17 protein-coding genes are annotated in these 17,641 nt (G+C 62.5%); 14 read left to right on the forward strand and 3 right to left on the reverse strand.

Annotated elements, in window-relative coordinates:
- Positions 1-13 precede the first annotated feature (13 nt).
- Positions 14-607, reverse strand: a complete 594-nt coding sequence (locus tag PQR02_RS32820) for a TetR/AcrR family transcriptional regulator (protein WP_408241543.1) — start codon at positions 605-607, stop codon at positions 14-16.
- 101 nt (positions 608-708) lie between these two features.
- On the opposite strand from PQR02_RS32820, the gene PQR02_RS32825 reads away from it, so the two are divergent.
- From PQR02_RS32825 to PQR02_RS32865, 8 genes are all read left to right on the forward strand, one after another.
- Positions 709-1,755, forward strand: a complete 1,047-nt coding sequence (locus tag PQR02_RS32825) for a quinone oxidoreductase family protein (protein WP_459252528.1) — start codon at positions 709-711, stop codon at positions 1,753-1,755.
- A complete protein-coding gene (locus PQR02_RS32835; protein WP_408241546.1) occupies positions 1,749-1,931 on the forward strand; it encodes a hypothetical protein in 183 nt (60 codons plus the stop codon). The genes PQR02_RS32825 and PQR02_RS32835 overlap by 7 nt, the downstream gene beginning before the upstream one ends.
- Before the next feature lie 106 nt (positions 1,932-2,037).
- Entirely contained in the window at positions 2,038-2,769 is a 732-nt protein-coding gene (locus PQR02_RS32840; RefSeq protein ID WP_408241549.1) for an SDR family oxidoreductase, read from the forward strand.
- 72 nt (positions 2,770-2,841) lie between these two features.
- Complete coding sequence (locus PQR02_RS32845) at positions 2,842-3,810, forward strand: zinc-dependent alcohol dehydrogenase family protein (RefSeq protein ID WP_408241552.1); 969 nt, start codon at positions 2,842-2,844, stop codon at positions 3,808-3,810.
- A gap of 1,077 nt (positions 3,811-4,887) precedes the next feature.
- Positions 4,888-7,227 (forward strand): ATP-binding protein, encoded by a 2,340-nt coding sequence (locus PQR02_RS32850; protein ID WP_408241555.1) that lies wholly within the window; start codon positions 4,888-4,890, stop codon positions 7,225-7,227.
- Between the two features lie 31 nt (positions 7,228-7,258).
- Positions 7,259-7,993 (forward strand): methyl-accepting chemotaxis protein, encoded by a 735-nt coding sequence (locus PQR02_RS32855; RefSeq protein ID WP_408241558.1) that lies wholly within the window; start codon positions 7,259-7,261, stop codon positions 7,991-7,993.
- On the forward strand, positions 7,990-8,523 hold the full coding sequence (locus PQR02_RS32860; RefSeq protein ID WP_408241561.1) for a hypothetical protein: 534 nt from the start codon (positions 7,990-7,992) through the stop codon (positions 8,521-8,523). The genes PQR02_RS32855 and PQR02_RS32860 overlap by 4 nt, the downstream gene beginning before the upstream one ends.
- A 119-nt stretch (positions 8,524-8,642) precedes the next feature.
- Entirely contained in the window at positions 8,643-9,008 is a 366-nt protein-coding gene (locus PQR02_RS32865; protein ID WP_408241564.1) for a response regulator, read from the forward strand.
- Between the two features lie 763 nt (positions 9,009-9,771).
- On the opposite strand, the gene PQR02_RS32870 is transcribed toward PQR02_RS32865, so the two are convergent.
- Together PQR02_RS32870 and PQR02_RS32875 are read right to left on the reverse strand one after the other, a co-directional pair.
- Positions 9,772-10,530 carry an SDR family oxidoreductase gene (locus PQR02_RS32870; RefSeq protein ID WP_408241567.1) on the reverse strand — a complete coding sequence of 253 codons (759 nt, stop codon included), beginning with the start codon at positions 10,528-10,530 and terminating at the stop codon, positions 9,772-9,774.
- Between the two features lie 101 nt (positions 10,531-10,631).
- Positions 10,632-11,594 carry a GlxA family transcriptional regulator gene (locus PQR02_RS32875; RefSeq protein ID WP_408241570.1) on the reverse strand — a complete coding sequence of 321 codons (963 nt, stop codon included), beginning with the start codon at positions 11,592-11,594 and terminating at the stop codon, positions 10,632-10,634.
- 226 nt (positions 11,595-11,820) lie between these two features.
- On the opposite strand from PQR02_RS32875, the gene PQR02_RS32880 reads away from it, so the two are divergent.
- The 6 genes from PQR02_RS32880 to PQR02_RS32905 all read left to right on the forward strand — a co-directional run bounded on the left by PQR02_RS32880 (position 11,821) and on the right by PQR02_RS32905 (position 17,583).
- On the forward strand, positions 11,821-11,943 hold the full coding sequence (locus PQR02_RS32880; protein WP_408241573.1) for a hypothetical protein: 123 nt from the start codon (positions 11,821-11,823) through the stop codon (positions 11,941-11,943).
- A 68-nt stretch (positions 11,944-12,011) separates the two neighbouring features.
- A complete protein-coding gene (locus PQR02_RS32885; protein WP_408241576.1) occupies positions 12,012-12,983 on the forward strand; it encodes a LysR family transcriptional regulator in 972 nt (323 codons plus the stop codon).
- A gap of 105 nt (positions 12,984-13,088) precedes the next feature.
- Entirely contained in the window at positions 13,089-14,282 is a 1,194-nt protein-coding gene (locus tag PQR02_RS32890) for a CaiB/BaiF CoA transferase family protein (RefSeq protein ID WP_408241579.1), read from the forward strand.
- The gene (locus tag PQR02_RS32895) at positions 14,279-15,229 is read left to right on the forward strand and encodes a hydroxymethylglutaryl-CoA lyase (RefSeq protein WP_408241582.1); all 951 of its coding nucleotides are present in this window, start codon (positions 14,279-14,281) and stop codon (positions 15,227-15,229) included. Before PQR02_RS32890 ends, PQR02_RS32895 begins: the two co-directional genes overlap by 4 nt.
- Positions 15,230-15,296: 67 nt before the next feature.
- Positions 15,297-16,628 carry an MFS transporter gene (locus PQR02_RS32900; protein WP_408241585.1) on the forward strand — a complete coding sequence of 444 codons (1,332 nt, stop codon included), beginning with the start codon at positions 15,297-15,299 and terminating at the stop codon, positions 16,626-16,628.
- Between the two features lie 790 nt (positions 16,629-17,418).
- Complete coding sequence (locus PQR02_RS32905) at positions 17,419-17,583, forward strand: hypothetical protein (protein WP_408241588.1); 165 nt, start codon at positions 17,419-17,421, stop codon at positions 17,581-17,583.
- Positions 17,584-17,641 lie beyond the last annotated feature (58 nt).

Raw genomic sequence — 17,641 nt, forward strand, 5'->3', positions numbered from 1 at the left:
TGGTGCCGAATCACTAAGCCAACAATTTCATGGCGGCATCGACGAGGTCGCCCTTCAGATCGGCCGATCCTTCCATCAGGCCGGTGACGTATGCGCCGTTGATGAGCAGCGCTATCTGAGACGCGGTGCGGTCGGGATCGCCCACGCCCAGCCTGGCGACGATCGCTGCGAGCCTCGCCCGCATTTCCTCCTTGTTGTCTCGGGCGATCACCCGGCCAGGATGGTTGTCGTCGGGAAACTCCGTCATCAGGTTGAGAAAGGGGCAGCCACGAAAGGCGGGGTGCGCAATCCGCTTCGCGATTCCAGATAGCAGCGCGTCCAGCAGAGCGCGCGGGTCCTCGGCATGCTTCTCTTCGACGTCATCCCACCACGCCCAGAACAACCGATTTTTCTCGGCGGCGAAAGCAGAGATCAAAGCGTCCTTGGAATCGAATACGCGATAGAGACTCGTCTTCGACACCCCGGACCGCTCGACGACCGTGTCGACGCCGATGGCACGGATGCCCTCGCGATAGAACAGATCGCTTGCCGTCGCGAGGATACGCTCGCGCGCGCTCACTTCGCCCTTTGGCGGGGCGCCCCGCCGGGGTCGGGCTCCAGCCTTCATATCCGCAACTCCTTTGATTCGAATTTTATGGTTGACAAAGTAACAGACCAGTACCTATTATGAAAGTGACGTACAGGTCTGTTACTTTACAGGATATACCCATGCGTGCAATCGAAGCGAAGACCTTTTCGGGCTATGACGGGTTGCGGCAGATCGAATTACCCAAGCCGCAACGGGCGAAGGACCGGGTGCTGGTTCGCGTGACGGCCGCCGGCGTCACGCCGCTCGAAAACACGGTCCTGTCGGGCGTGCATCCTCGAGCCAGGGCGCCGCTGGTGCTCGGCAATGAGGGTGTCGGTGTCATCGAGGACGCAGGCGACTCCGGGCTCGCGGTGGGAAGCCGCGTGATGTTCACCGGACCCTACGGCGTTGGTGAGAATGGAACGTGGCAGGAATGGCTGCTGGTGAGGCCGGAACATCTGGCATCGCCTGACGCGATCGGGGATATCCTCGCGGCCAGCATTCCGGTGGCCTATCTGACGGCGCAGATCAGCCTCGCCGACGCTGGGTTCAAGCCGGGGATGACGGTGCTGGCGCCGGGAATCGGCGGGTCGGTCGGCAATGCGACCTATCAGCTCGCGCGGGCGCAAGGCGCTGGCAAGGTGATCTCCACCGCGGGTAGCGCGGCGAAAGCCGCGAGGGCGCGCGAACTTGGCTTCGAGGACGTGATTGACCTCAGCGCGGAAGGTCTCGCCGACGGCGTTCGTCGAATAACGCTCGGCAAGGGCGTCGATATCGTCATCGACAGCATCGGCAACGCTGTAACGAGTGAGGCGTTGAGCAGCCTGGATCACGGCGGTGTCCTGATCACGTTGGGCTACTCCGCTGGCCGCAGAACCACCATCGATGTCACCGACCTGATCTGGAAGCGCGCGCGCATGGCCGGCTTTTTCCCTGTTCGCCCAGTCGCCCGCCACGATCGCGAGTGCGTGGCAGGACATCATCCCGTTGATCGTAAGCGGATCAGTCAAGCCGATCGTCGAAAGCATTTACCCCCTTGCCGAAGCAGGCGCAGCCTTGCGTCACCTGATAAAGGACCGGCCGTTTGGCAAAGTCATTTTGACGATGTGACCGACATGAGCAGGTCAGGCGATCAGCGGACCAGGTTTCCTCGACGCGCTGCAACCATAAGGAGGCCGATATGTTGAGTTGGCAGGTGGGCTCGGTGGAAATCACATGCGTGGTCGAGATGCTGTTTTCCTTGCCTCACGATCCGGACATCGGCACCCACTATGCCGCGCCAACAGCTGGACATGTGAGGCGCGACGGGGTGGGGTTCCGGTTCGAGGTCAAGCCGCCGGACGGCCACGGAGTGATCGACTGACCGGCCGGCGTTAGTGGGTACGCGCACACCACCCTCGAATATAGCCGTGCATGGGCGCTACCAGAGGCGCTGCCAATCGGGATTAGCAATCAACGGAGTAGTCGCTATGGATAAGTTGCAGGGAAAGGTCGCCGTCATCACCGGCGGCTCGTCGGGGATAGGCCTCGCCGCCGCGAAGCTCTTCGTCGCCGAGGGCGCCTACGTCTTTATCACCGGCCGTCGCCAGAAGCAGCTCGACGAAGCCGTGAGGGTCATCGGGGGCAATGTGACTGGCATCCATGGAGACGTCGCCAGTCTGGATGATCTTGATCGTCTCTATGAGAACGTCGAAGCGTCGGGGCGAAGAATCGACATCGTCTTCGCCAACGCTGGCACCGCTGAGTTCGCCGCCTTGGGCGAAATTACTGAAGCGCATTTCGACAAACTGTTCAATATCAACGTGAAGGGCGTGCTCTTCACCGTGCAAAAGGCTCTGCCGCTCTTGAATGACGGCGCATCGATCATTCTCACGGGCTCCGTCGCGAGCGCCAAAGGGACACCCGCCTTCTGGGTCTACGGCGCGACCAAGGCCGCCATCCGCAATTTCGTACGAGGATGGACTGTGGAGTTGAAGGACCGTCGCATCCGTTCAAACGTCCTCAGCCCCGGCCCAATTGATACGCCGATCATTGGTCAGCAGCCTCGGGACGCTATTGCGAAAGTTCTGTCTACCATCCCGATGGGACGCATGGGGGAAGCTGACGAAGTCGCCAAAGCTGCCCTGTTTCTCGCTTCGGATGACTCGAGTTTCGTCACGGGCATCGAACTCTTCGTGGACGGAGGCAGAGCGCAGATCTGACCGTCAATTGATTCGTTATGAAGGACGCCGCAGCCTTGTTCGCATAGGCGACCATCAAAGAGGAGCTTCATCATGAAAGGAATTGTGTTTACCGCATATAGCGACCCTGCAACGGGACTTGAATTCCGTGAGTTGCCCGAACCCGCGAGTCCTGGCCCGGGCCAGGTGATGGTTGCTGTCGAGTATGCCCCAATCAACTTCAGTGACATTCTCGTCGCGCGCGGCATGTACCCGCTGCATCCCGACTTGCCATCCGTTATCGGCAACGAGGGTATGGGGCGTGCGCAGGAGGTCGGTAGAGGAGTCGATAACGTCAGGGTCGGCGATCGCGTGACTCTCCCGATGGGCAGCTTTACCTGGCGCGAGCGGATGGTCGTCAACGTGGACGGCATCGTCGTGCTTCCCGCCGATGCCGACCCTCGTCAGTTGGCGATGCTTACTATCAATCCGCCCACTGCGCATCTGCTGCTCGAGACCTACGTGCACCTTCAGTCGGGTGACTGGATTGCAATCAACGCGGCCAACTCGGCCATAGCGCGCTGGATAGTCGGCTTCGCCAGGCAAAAAGGTGTCAAGACTCTCGGACTGGTGCGCCGCGCCGAGGCTATGAATGCCGCGCGAGAAGCGGGATGCGAGCTTGTCTTGCTGGACGACGACGACGCGCCGGCGAAGATGACAGAGGCGCTGGGCGGAAAGCGTGTGCAGCTCGCGCTGGATGCTGTCAGCGGTGAGGCTGCTGGCCGTCTGGCCAAGCTGCTGGGCCCGCGTGGCACACTGGTGTCGTACGCTGCCCCGAGCTTTGCGGCCATAGCAGTTAGCCCTTTCGAGGTCATCTTCAACGACCTGACCATTCGTGGCTTTTCTTTAGGCAATCCGGATTTCGCCGGACAGATTCCTCGCGCCATCATGCGGGCGTCGAAGATGGTGGCCGCAGGCGAAGTTGCGATTCCAGTGGCCGCGACCTATCGGCTTGAGGAAATCGGCGCCGCAATCTCTCATCAGGAGCGAGGCGGAAAAGTTCTTCTGAAAGTTGGCGACTAGGTGCAGCATGCCAGGCTTAGGCCGGGTTGGAACAAGGGAGACGGTTTTGCACAGGCGTCCTGTCTCCAGAGTCTCGCGCTGAACGGTGAGGCTTCCCAGGAGATGGCACCGTCGCGCGCAAAGGTGAGGAATTCCAGGAGATCGCCTCGACTGCGATCAAAGGTGAGGAGTTCCAGGAGATCAACGGCAAAGGTGAGCGATTCCAGGAGGTGAGCGATTGCCGCGCTGAATTCGCACCTATATCACGGTGAGTATTTCCAGGGGAGTCCGTCCCATGGCGACTTGAGGTGACGTGCAACGGCTCCAAAGAACTCACCGATCATGCACACGCTACCCGGCCGAACCCGGCAATCCCCTTACATCCTCTTCCATATACGAACAAAGCGTGAGCGCGTGCGATTGTCTTGAATGACGCCGCGATCGCCGTGGGAGCCGCCGTGCGTGATGATGTTCAGCATGGCCCGGTCGCACCGCCGCTTCGATTCGTGGCCGAGCTTGTAACGGCATCGTAAAACATAAACTGCCGCCGATTGATAAGTTGTGGACGACGCATCGCATCGCATCGTCACTCGACACCCGAGCGACGATGTCACGTGACCATAGATTGATCGAAGGCGAGAGCATGAAGAAGTTGTTGGCGATTGCAGCACTGGCCGCTCTGAGCGCAACCCTGAGCGGATGCTGGTGAGCGCATCGTCCGCGATGGAGGACGGCTGAAATCGGATAGGTGAGAAGATTCGGGAGCCGGCGAGGTGAGAATCTCGCTACCTGTCGGCGCATTTCGGATGCCAAGGTGAGGAAATTCGGGAGCGTTTCTCGCCGCGCCAGCTGGCCTGCATTAATCGACGCTTCGCACGCGTCCTCTTCGCCGCAAAGAAAAGCACTTTGAATAGCGGCCTTTCGCACGAAAACTTGAGAACTGAATTTAACCCCTCTGACACACACAAAAACCAGGTAGTCATCGTTGAGTAACATGCCTCGGTAATACTCGGCGGCGCTGTAAGTCAGATTACGTTTCGCACACAACGCGCGCTCCGATCGAGAGCGAACGCGAAGGCCAGACCCCGGGGGGTTCAAATGACGATCCGTCATCGCATCACGCTATTGGTTGTTCTCATGTTCGTCGCGTTGTCGGCGATCGGCGGCTATGCCGTCTATCAGACGCGCGGCAGCGCCGCCGAAGTGCGCAAGGTGACCGAGGGCGTGGTGCCCAGCGCGCTCGCATCCGCCGACCTCGTGTCGCAAGTCAAGGACGTGCAACTGGCCACGATGACACTGGTCTATGCGCCCGATACCAACATGGTCGCGCAGGCACAGGACGAGCTGAAGAAAAAAAAAGCCTCGCTGCAACAGGCGCTCGCGTTGCAGGCAAAACAGGCGGCAAGCCACGCGCAACAAGGCCTCGTTGTCCAGGCGAACGACAGTCTGGAGAACTATTTCTCCGCGATTGCCGAGACCGCGAAAATGAAGGCCGACGGCAAGAACGAACTCGCGCAGGCGTATCTGTTCGCCAATGTCGCGCAGTATCGCGATGAACTCGAAGGCATCGTCGAGACCTTGCGCGTCGAGAAAAATCGCGAGAAGGACGACGCGATCACGTCGCTGAACGCCACGCTCGCGACCACCGCCACGGCAATCGCGTCCGTCACCGGCATTGCGATCATTTTGCTGACTTCGATCGGTGCGCTGTTGTATCGCCAGATCACCCGGCCGTTAAGCCGCATGCAGGCCATGATGAGCGAGATCGCGTCGAGCCAGGACTTCACGCGCCGCGTGCCGGTGGGGCGGCTCGATGAGGTCGGTCATTCCATCGTCGCTTTCAACGGCATGATCGAGAAGATTCAGGAAAGAGGCATTCTGACGGTGGTTCATGGCGCGGTGATCCACGCGGAGTACTCGGCGTATCTGGAAGACATCTTCGAAACGAAGGACATCGCCGGGCGCGCGCTGATGGATCTGGTTTTCGCGGACACGGAGCTGGGCGCCGACGCACTTTCGCAAATCGACGCGGCAACGCATGCGTGCCTCGGCGAAGACTGCATCAACTTCGCGTTCAATCAACACTTGCTGGTCGGCGAGATTGGGAAGCGCATGCCGGATGGCCGCGTCAAGATACTCGACCTGGCCTGGTCGGCGATTACCGGCGAAGACGACACCGTGTTGCGTCTGATGCTGTGCGTGCGCGACGTCACCGAGCTGCGCAAGCTCGCCGCCGAAGCGAGCGAACAGCGCCGCCGTCTCGACATGATCGGCGAGATTCTCGCGGTCAGCGAAGAGAAGTTCCAGCACTTCATCGAAAGCTCGGCCGGCTTTGTCAGCGAGAACGAGCGCATCATTCGCAAGCATTCCGAAGCGGATCACGCGGCGATTGCCGAGCTGTTCCGCAACATGCACACCATCAAGGGCAATGCGCGGACCTACAATCTGCAGCATCTGACCAACGTCGTGCACGAAACCGAGCGTAGCTATCACGAGTTGCGCCAGCCGGACGCGGATCGCTCGTGGGATCAGGAGCATCTGATGCGCGAATTGACGCGGGTGCGCGAGGCGATCGAGAGCTACGCGAAGATCAACGAGCAGAGCCTCGGGCGCAAGAGCAAGGGCCACGCTAATGGTGCGGGCAACGCGGGCCGCTATCTGATGGTCGACAAGGACGAGATTCAACGCACGCTGAGCCTGCTGGATGAGACCCATGCCAGCGATCTCCACGAACTGCAAGCGATGCGCGACGCGCTGCGCCGCACGCTGCGCGCACTCGGCAGCCAGAGCGTGGGCGGCGCGCTGTCCGGTGTGCTGGACTCGCTGCCGTCGCTCGCGCAAGAGCTGGGCAAGCCGGCGCCGAATGTGCGGATCGACGACAACGGTTACCGCTTGCGCGGCGACGCGGACAACACGCTAAGCAACGTGTTCATGCACCTGCTGCGCAATTCGCTCGACCACGGCATCGAAACCGCCGAGGCCCGCAGCGCCCAAGGCAAGCCGCAGGCAGGCACGATCGACATCGAAGTGGACGTGGACAGCGGCGCTCTGCGGATCACCCTTGGCGACGACGGCCGCGGTCTCGCGCTCGAACGGATTCGCGGCATCGCGCTCGAGCGCGGCTGGCTTGGCGGCGGCGACACGCTGAGCGACGAGACCATCGCCGAGTTCATTTTCCGACCCGGTTTCTCGACGGCGCAGACGGTCACCGAAGTGTCGGGCCGTGGCGTCGGCATGGACGCCGTACGCGACTTTCTGCGGCGCGAGCAAGGCAGCATCGAACTGCGCTTTACCGATGACCGCAAGGGCGCGGCATTCCGTCAGTTCCAGACGATCATCTGCCTGCCGGACAGCGTCGCCGTCGACCCGTTGGGTGAACAGGCGCGCGGGGACGCTGGCGAAGCCGGCGAACTGCAACTCGACGCGATGGCGAGTTAAGCGCGCATCGACGGACTTCGAAGGAATAGCTGTGATTCAACAGGACTTATTGGCGGCGCTGGCTGGCGGCGCATTGACCGCGCTGCTGGCATGGACCGCGCACAAGCTGCACAGCGCGAAGCTGGCGGCACGCCTGCGCGCCGAAGCGCAAGCGCAAATCAAGACCCTTGAAGCAGAACACGCGGCTCATCAGGAAGCGCTGCGCGAACGCGAGCAGGCCGAGCAAACACTGCACGCATCGACCGCGCAATTGCGCGACGAGTTGATGCAGCAATCGGCCAGCGCCAGCGAACTGCGCGCAACGCTCGACACCCTGAACGACGACCGCGAACAGTGGACCAATCAGGCGCGGCAGATCGCCGCCGAAGCCGCGCGTCTGAAACGTCTCGGCGCAACGTTCGAGCGCTGGCACGAGCAGATGATTTCGCTGATGACCCAGAACCACGACATGCACGCGAAGAATCAGGAGCTGTCGTCGATCGTGCGGCATGTGGTGATCGTGTCGCTGAACGCGTCGATCGAAGCGGCGCGCGCGGGTCCGGCCGGCCGCGGCTTCGCGGTGGTGGCAAGCGAAGTGCGCGCGCTCGCCGCGCGTTCCGAAGAGTTGTCGAAGAGCTATCGCGACAGCCTGCACCGCAACGACTTGACCACCACGTCCACGTTCCAGGACATCCAGGGGGGCGGCAAGATGATCGCGGCGTCGCTTGCCAGCGTCGAATCGCTCGCCAACCGGTTTCACGCGCAGTTCGATGAGGTGCCGACGTGATCTCGGCCCACGCGAAAGACAGCTTCGATCGCATCTTCCGCAAGGCGGCGCAAACGCGTCTGCCGGTGGCTGCCGGCGACCTGTGCGAGATCGAGCCGATGGCGCAAGCCGGCGTCAACCGCGACTCGCAGATAGTCGTGTTGACCATTTCGTCGATCGTGTTCCGGCTGTTGCTGATTCTGCATTTCGACGAGGACGACACCACGCGCGGCTACTACCTGAACGACGGCGACGAACAGCCATTCCTGGAAGCATTTCTGGAAATCTGCAATCTGTGCTGCGGCGCGATGAACCAGGAACTGCTGCGCTATTTCCCGGACCTCGGCATGTCGACGCCGTATGTGTTGAACGCGGGTTGCCTGCCGCATCTGCATGAATTGAAACCGGCGCTCGTGTCGTCGTATTCCGTCGTGCTCAACGGTGCAGTGCGGCTTGGCGCGACCGTGTGCGTGTGCACGCATGCGCCACTCGACTTCGTTGCGGACACGAGCGCCGTCGAAGAAGCCAGCGGCGAGCTGGAATTGTTTTGAGCGCGGCAGCGACTTCCTCCGTAACCGGGAAAATGACTCACGGAAGTCACGGGCGATGCCGGCGCGATGGTCGCGGCAGGCGAACTGGATCTGTTCTGAGTAGTGTCAAAGGAAACAACATGTCGAAAATTCTGGTGGTGGATGATTCGAGCACGGTGCGCGACGAAGTGGCCGGCTTTCTGAAGAGGAACGGTCTGGACGTCGATACGGCGGTGGACGGCAAGGACGGTCTCGCCAAAGTGAAGGCCAGTCCCGGCATCAAGCTGGTGATCAGCGATGTCAACATGCCGAACATGGACGGCTTGACGATGGTCGAGAAGATTCGCGGCGAGCTGGCGAACAAGACCGTCAACGTCATCATGCTGACGACCGAGAGCAGTCCGGCGATGAAGGAGCGCGGCAAGGCGGCGGGTGTCAAAGGCTGGATCGTCAAGCCGTTCAAGGGTGATGCGGTGCTGGAAACGTTCCGTAAGCTGGCGGGCTAAGCGGCTCGGGCTCGGGCTCGGGCTCGGCTCGGCTCGGCTCGGCTCGGCTCGGCTCGGCTCGGCTCGGCTCGGCTCGGCTCGGCTCGGCTCGGCTCGGCTCGGCTCGGCTCGGCTCGGCTCGGCAAAGGTGAGGGTTTTCGGGAGTGGCGCCCGAGATGTTTTCGAAGTGCCGTTGCGCTGCGCGATGTTTGTCGAAATCCCTTGATTTCAGGGGTAAATCGATCGACTTAATGAGCGCGGCCACGCTTGCGCAGCATCCTGTTTGCGCGAAAGGTGAGGATATTCGGGAGCAAGGTCGCGATGATCGATACGTGAGTGCGTATGCTTCGTTGCGCCTCACCCTTCGCCTGCGGACATGCCGGCGACGATCTCGCACACGTATGTGCTCACGGCTCACATAACCCGCGGTAACGTGGTCCAGCACACAGACAGCGCAACGCAAGCGAGTGGCGCGATTGCGTCGGCTACTGCGTCTGCGTGCGGCTCATGCCCCGCGCGCTTTCTTCAACGCGCGAATCCCACCGACCTGCAACCTCTTACCTGGGTATGCAGACTACCCCGCCAGCGTTAAAAGGTGAGAGTTTGCGGGAGTAGCCCGATCCGAACCTTCTGCGCCAAGCCCAGCATGCCTTTGCGCTGTGCCCCCAAGTTCGAAAGGTGAGCGTTTTCGGGAGTAATCCGGTGGCTGCCTTGCGTCGAACCCGCACCGCTTCGTGTCAAAGGTGAGGCTTTTCGGGAGCCGCCGATAACGCCTCCACGACCATCAAACGGGCTTTGCGATCTCGCGAATGTCGGCCACCGGCGTGTGTCCGAACGCATCGCCAAGCGCGTAGTCGATCAGTTGAGCCGCGCACTGTTCCGGCGACGACAACTGCCCGTTGCGCTTGAGTTCTTCGAATTTCGCGCGCATCGGAAACTGCTCTTCGCCGCTGCCGCGAATCTCCGCCTGCATGTTCGTATCGATCACGCCCGGCGCGAGACTGCAGATACGCAGCGCGCGATTCGCATCGAGCGAGACGGCACGCGCGTGATGATCGAGCGCGGCCTTGGTCGCGCAGTAGATGCTCCAGCCAGGGTAAGCATTGCGGCCCGCACCGCTGGAAATGTGCACGATGCGCCGGTCGCTCGCATCGGCGGCGGCGCTGGCGACCGCGCTTGCCAGCATCAGCGGCGTGGCCACGTTCAGGCTCACCGCGCTCGCGATGGCCGCCGCGTCCTGCCCTTCGATCGGCCCAATGGGCTGCACCATCCCCGCGTTGTTGAACAGCACGACCGTTTGCGCGCCGCTGACGAACGAGCGCAGCGCATCGGTCGCGATCCATTGCGCGACGCGCGTGGGGTCGACCAGTTCGAGTTCGATTTCTTCGAACTGGGCCGCGAAGCGCGTGTTGAGCGTCGCGTGACGCGAGCGGGACAAGCCCAGCACCGCGACGTTGCGCGCGAGCAGTTGTTCGGCGAGCGCCGCGCCGAGGCCGCGCGTGTGGCCGGTGACGATCGCGCGGATCGGAGAAGTGGAAGTCATGTCGGTCCTTGTGAGCGTTGGCTTGCGAAGGCCGACATTTTCTCACGCAGCGTTTCATGCGCGCAGCGGCGCTCTCATGCCGGTTTGTTTGCGGGGCGCTTTCAGGTCGAGCGAAAGCGCTCGCGATACTGCATGGGTGTCACGCCGATCCGCTTGCTGAACACGATGCGCATGCGGTCCGCGGTGCCGAAGCCGCAATCGTATGCAACGGCCTTGAGCGCCGCGCCGCTGCTTTCGAGCAGCTTGCGCGCCGCATCCACACGCGCCCGCTCGATGAATTCGTGCGGCGTCACGCCTGTCTCCTGCACGAACACGCGCGCGAAGTTCCGTGCGCTCATGCCCGCGACATCGGCCAGTTGCTTCACGGTGAAGCTCTCGCTGATCCGTTCCATGACGTGCGCCTGGACTCTGGCGACCGGCGAGGTGTCGTCGGCGGGCGCCGTGAGGTAGGGGCTGAATTGCGACTGGCCGCCCTGGCGCTGCGCGAACACCACCAGCCGCTTGGCGACGGCCAGCGCGGTGTGCGGACCGTGATCCGCGGCGACCAGCGCGAGCGACAGATCAATGCCGGCCGTCACGCCCGCCGACGTGACGAGCGGCCCGTCGCGTAGATAGATGCGATCGAAATCGACACGCGCGTGCGGAAATTGCGCGGCCAGTTGAGCCGCATGCTGCCAGTGCGTCGTGACGTTGTGCGCGTCGAGCAAGCCCGCGTGGCCGAGCGCGAACGCGCCGGTGCAGATCGAGCCATAGCGGCCGCAGCCCGCGGCGACGTTCGTGAGCCAGTCGAGCAGGCGCGCATCGGGCGCGTGGTTGTGGGGGAGCGCGGGGCCGCCCGCGACCAGCGCGAGATCGAATGGCTCGCGTGCGTCGCTGAACGTGGCGTCGGCGATCAGCGCCATACCGTTCGACGCGCGCAGCGGCGCGGATTCGGCGCTGAGCAGTTTGACCTCGTAGTGCTGCTCACGCGCAATGAACAGATTGGCTTCGGAAAAGACATCGACGGGACCGGCGACATCGAGCGCTTGCACGCCGGGGAAGATCGCGATCGCGACGGTGGGCATTGAAACACTTCCTTTGACGAGGGACGGAATCCGCGCGTCGCAGCAGTCGACGCGGTGCGTGTGGCAGCGATCGACGGTCCGTAGCGGTGCGTTGACCAATACTTGACTTCATTGGACGCGACGCCTGAACCGTATGAGAAGCGCTACGGACCAGCATACCAAACGCGCTTTGAAGTCGCGAGGATAGCGCGTCCGGTTCATTCGGATCCGGCACGGGGCACATCCCATGACCTCGATCGCAGGCCTCCAGATTCCCGATGGCATGACGGCGCGCGAAGCCACGCAACGCGTGCGCGCTACCGGAACCGGAACCGGAATCTGGCTCGTTGCGCAACGATTGAGCGATTGACAGCGCGTCGCCCAATTTTGCGCATCTGGCGTCAGAATAGATGGATCGCACACAACGCGGCGCCCGCTATGGTAATCAAAAACCTTCTCCGAAGGCTCGACCTCACCACGCTCCAGCTCTTTCTCGCCGTCTACGAAGAAGGCACGCTCACGCGTGCCGCCGAGCGCGAGGCAATTGCCGTGTCCGCCGCGAGCAAGCGTCTGCTCGAACTCGAACAGGCGGTCGGCGCCACGCTGTTTCAGCGTAACGCGCGCGGCATGACGCTGACGCCGGCGGGTGAAACGCTGCTGCATCACGCGCGCCGCGTGATGCGCGACATCGAGAACATCGGCATCGAACTGGCCGGCCATGCGAGCGGCGTGCGCGGCTACGTGCGGATGATGGCCAATCTGTCGGCGATCGTCGAATTTCTGCCCGAGGATTTGCGCGCGTTCCAGTTGCAACACGAGCGCGTCAAGCTCGACCTCGAAGAGCGGCCGAGCGGCGGCGTGGTCGAAGCCGTCGACGACAGCCTCGTCGATCTCGGCATCTGTTCCGGCGACGCCGACACGCACGACCTGCACGTCACGCACTATCGGCACGACTCGCTGGTGCTCGTGATGCGCGACGATCATCCGTTGGCGGGGCGCGCGAGTGTCGCCTTCGCCGAAACGCTGGACGGCGATCATGTCGGCTTGCATGCCGCGAGTTCGATCAACGCCCGCACTCACCTCGCCGCACGCCAGGCCGGCAAGCCGCTGCGCTTGCGCATCCATGTGCCGGGGTTCGACGCGGTGTGCCGGATGGTGCAAGCTGGCATGGGTGTCGGCGTGCTGCCGCGCAAGGTGTTTCAGTTGATGGGTGCGCCGCTCGGACTGGCCGGCGCGCCGCTCGAGGACGATTGGTCCGAGCGCAGCCTCGTGCTGGTGGTGCGCGATGTCGATGCGCTTTCGCCGGTGAGCCGCCTGTTGTTCGACCATCTGCGCTCGATCGAGGCAGCGGAAGCCGCCGAAGCCGCCAACGCACCCCCAAAAGCTCCGCCGGCCGCCGCCAGGCGCTGAGCGTTCGCCGTTCGCGAACGGTCGTTGGCGAATTGCGGTTGGACGCCGCCGCCGCGCCGCTCCTAAGCTGTCTTCCAACACGAAACCAGCTTCGGAGACAGCATCATGGGTGGACCCCTTCAAGGTATTCGCGTCGTCGAGATCGGAACCCTCATCGCGGCGCCGTTTGCCGCGCGCCTCATGGCCGAGTTCGGCGCCGACGTCGTCAAGATCGAAGCGCCCGAAACCGGCGACCCCCTTCGCAAATGGCGCAAGCTGCATGAAGGCACCTCGCTCTGGTGGTACCTGCAATCGCGCAACAAGAAGTCCGTGTGCGTGAATCTGAAGTCCGCGGACGGCGTCGAGATCGTCAAGCGACTCGCCGCCGAAGCCGACGTGGTGATCGAAAATCTGCGTCCCGGCGCGCTCGAAAAGCTCGGCCTCGGCTGGGACGTGCTGCACGCGATCAACCCGAAACTGACGATGGTCCGCATCTCCGGCTACGGTCAGTCGGGCCCGTATCGCGACCGGCCGGGCTTCGGCGCGATCGGCGAAGCGATGGGCGGGATCCGCTATACGACCGGCGAAGTGGACGGCGCACCGGCGCGCGTCGGCGTGAGTCTCGGCGATTCGCTCGCTTCGCTGCATGGCGTGATCGGCGCACTGATGTCGCTGCTGCGCGTGAAGACGGGCCAAGGCGAAGGCCAGGTGGTCGACGTATCGCTGGTCGAGAGCGTGTTCAATCTGATGGAAAGCCTCGTGCCGGAATACGATCTGCTCGGTCACGTGCGCGAGCGCAGCGGCGGCGCGTTGCCGGGCATTGCGCCGTCGAACACGTATCGCACCGAAGACGACGGCTATGTGGTGATTGCCGGCAACAGCGATCCGATCTTCAAGCGTCTCATGTATCTGATCGGCCGCCCCGACCTCGCCGACGACCCCGCGCTCGCGCACAACGACGGCCGCGTAAAGCAATGCGCGCTGCTCGATCAGGCGATCAGCGCCTGGACCTCGCATCACGCAATCGACGAAGTGCTGGCCACGCTCGAACGCGCCGAAGTGCCGGCGGGCCGCATCTATTCGGTGGCCGACATCGTCGCCGATCCGCACTACCAGGCGCGCGACATGTTGCTGCAAGCGCAATTGCCGGGCGGCGCGTCGGTGAAGATGCCGGGCATCGTGCCGAAGCTCTCGGACACGCCGGGCGAAGTGCGTTGGCAAGGCCCGTCGCTCGGCGAGCACACCGGCAGCGTGCTAACCGAACTCGGATTCGCCAACGAAGACATCGAGCGGCTGCGCCGCGAAGGAGCCGTGCAATGAGCACCGTCAATGACACCCCATTCGACAAACTGATCGTGCAGGAAGTGTCCCCGCGCGACGGCCTGCAGATCGAACCTACGTGGGTCGAGACCGCCGACAAGATCGCGCTGATCGACGCGCTATCCACCGCGGGTTTCACGCGCATCGAGGCCGGCTCGTTCGTGTCGCCGAAAGCGATTCCGGCACTGCGCGACGGCGAGGCCGTGTTCCAGCAGATCGAGCGCCAGCGAGGCGTGATCTACGTTGCGCTGGTGCCGAACCTGAAGGGCGCCGAGCGTGCACTCGCCGCGCGTGCTGACGAACTGAACCTCGTGATGTCCGCGAGCCAGACCCACAACCGCGCCAACATGCGCATGAGTTGCGAGTCGTCGCTGCTGGCGTTCGACGACATCGTGCGGCACGTCAAGGGTTCGGGCGTGCTGCTGAACGCGACGGTGGCGACCGCGTTCGGCTGTCCGTTCGAAGGACGCATCGACGAAGACCGCGTGGTCGGCATTGTCGATACGTATCGCGAGATGGGCATTGATGGCATCACGCTCGCGGACACGACCGGCATGGCAAACCCGCGCCAGGTGGCGCGGCTGGTGAAGCGCATGCTCGAACGCTTGCCGGCCGCGGCGCTCACGCTGCACTTTCACAACACACGCGGGCTGGGCCTCGCCAACGTGCTGGCTGCATACGAAGCTGGCGCGCGCCGCTTCGACGCGGCGCTGGGCGGCTTGGGCGGCTGCCCGTTCGCGCCGGGCGCATCCGGCAACATCTGCACGGAAGACCTCGTGAATCTGTGCGACGAGATGGACATCCCCACCGCGATCGATCTGGCAAAGCTCATCGCGCTGTCGCGCGGCTTGCCTGGTTTGCTCGGCCACGACGTACCGGGGCAACTGGCGAAGGCAGGCCGCAATTGCGACCTGCATCCGGTACCTGAATACGTTCGACAGATCTGACCATTCCCTGACCATCAACTGATTAAACGACCGGACGGCCTCGCCGAATCCGGCATTGGAGACAAGCATGAGTGACCTGGGCGCAGTCGCAAGCGACAGCCGTGAGCACAGCGCGGACGATGTCGCGGCCATCATCCGTAAAGTTGTGTGGCGGCTGATGCCGCTCATCATGATCTGCTATCTGTTCGCGTTCTTTGACCGCATCAACATCAGCTTCGCGAAGTTCCAGTTGCAGAGCGATCTCGGCTTGTCCGATACCGCGTATGGTCTGGGCGCGAGTCTGTTCGTGATCGGCTATGTGCTGTTCGAAGTGCCGAGCAATCTGTTTCTGTATAAGGTCGGCGCGCGGCGCTGGATCGCGCGGATCATGATTTCGTGGGGCCTCGCGACGGCGGCCATGGTGTTCGTCAGCAACGAATGGCAGTTCTACGGACTGCGTTTCGTGATCGGCGCGATGGAAGCGGGCTTCGCGCCCGGCGTGCTGTACTACCTGACGCTGTGGTTTCCGCCGAGCTACCGCGGGCGTATCACGTCGATGCTGTTTCTCGCGTCCGCGTTCTCGGGTCTGGTCGGCGCGCCGCTCGCGGGCCTCGTGATCGGGCACATGAACGGCGTGCTGGGCATGCCGGGCTGGCACTGGCTGTTTCTGCTCGGCGGCTTGCCCTGTGTCGTGCTCGGGATCATGGTGTTGAAGCTGCTGAAGGATCGTATCGAGGATGCGGGTTGGCTGTCGTCGTCGGAGAAGACTCTTCTGGCGGGGCAGATTGCGCAGCAGAGCCGCCATCAGGACGTGGGGCATTCACTGATGGGGGCCATCAGGACACCCGGCTTTCTCACGCTGGGACTGGTTTACTTCTTGATTCAGGTGGCGTCGTATGGGCTGAATTTCTGGGCGCCGCATCTGATTCGCGTGTCGGGCACGCATAACCCGACCTTCATCGGTTTGCTGACCGCGGTGCCTTACGTGTGCGGGGCGATCTGCATGGTGGTGGTGGGGCGTCTGTCCGATGCAACCGGCGAGCGGCGCAAGTTCGTGTTCGGCTTGCTTGTGATGTCGGCGATCGGCTTCTTTGCCGCGGGGTTCTTCGACAAGCAGACAGGCTTGCTGGTCGTCGCGCTGGCCGTGATGGGCGCAGGCGTGGTGGCGTCGATTCCGGCCTTCTGGGCGCTGCCGCCCAAGCTCCTGACGGGCGCAGGCGCGGCTGGCGGGATCGCGTTGATCAACACGCTGGGACAGCTTGGCGGGATCGTCAGCCCGGTCATGGTGGGGCGTGTGATGGATCTGACCGGGAGCACCACGCCGGCGCTGTATGTGATCGGTGCGATGAGTGTGGTTTGCGCGTTGATCGTGTTGTACGGATTGCCGGAGTCGTTGCGGCGGAAGGAAGTGGTGCAATGAGCGTGGTTTGAATAGGCGCGGGCGGCCTGTTGGCATTCGGAAGAGCGATGCGCAGGGGGGCTGCCCGCGACTGAGCCGGTAGAAGATAGCCTTGTGGCATCAATCACTTGACTGGGCTGTGCGCAGGTTGTCCACAGGATTGTGCCCAGAAACTGTGGGTAACTTGTGGGGTCTCCACTCCTGAGAGTCTTTACGGACCAGGGTCTTCGTGCTGCGGGACAGCGCGTCGTAATCCTCTAACATTGCTTCTCCTCACGGCGGCTGGCAAGCGCGCTCTTGATGATGCCGGCAGAGCGGGGCATCGAGGCCTGTCCAGTTGAAGGCGGCCAAATCAATCGACAGAATTGTTCTGGCTAGCATTGGGTTCAACAATCAGAAACGGCCCAATTTCCTTGCTCAACGCATTCAATCCCATGATTGAAGGGGTTCTGGATCTGCACGTTTGTGTTTAAAAGTGCATAAACAGGATTCCTTACGGACGATATTCTTGTCATCAACTCCGCATTTCTTGAACGCATATACGACAAGCTCGACTACGCCAACAAGTTCAAGACTGAACGCGCATGGAGGAAGTAGGGCGCCGCGACCTCGATCTATGTGCGTTCGGACCGTCCGCCACGACGCTGGAGCAATCGCGGTGACTACCGGATTCACGCTCATCTGGAAAGTCATTCGTTATGCGAATCGAATATCTGTCGATTATTGAGGAATATTCGTCTATTTCTGATAGACGGCATGAGATGCGTACTTTGATAATCGGCCGATCGCGCTCATAAAAGGGGTGGCGAGAATGAAAGACGGGAAGGACCAGTGGACGCAGTGGTGCCCCGTGCAGGCGCACGACCTCGCGCGCGATGTCTCGATGCATTCGTTCACCGCGAGCGTATTGCACTCGAAGCAGCGTGGCCGCATCACGGACTGGCCGTACCGGTTTGGTACGCGCGCCGTGGCCTGAACACCGACACACTTTCCCTATCGCAGAGATTTCCATGTCATGGCTCACGCAGCCCCGT

Origin of the sequence: Paraburkholderia sediminicola, assembly GCF_046026895.1 — a bacterium.
Lineage (GTDB): Bacteria > Pseudomonadota > Gammaproteobacteria > Burkholderiales > Burkholderiaceae > Paraburkholderia > Paraburkholderia sediminicola_C.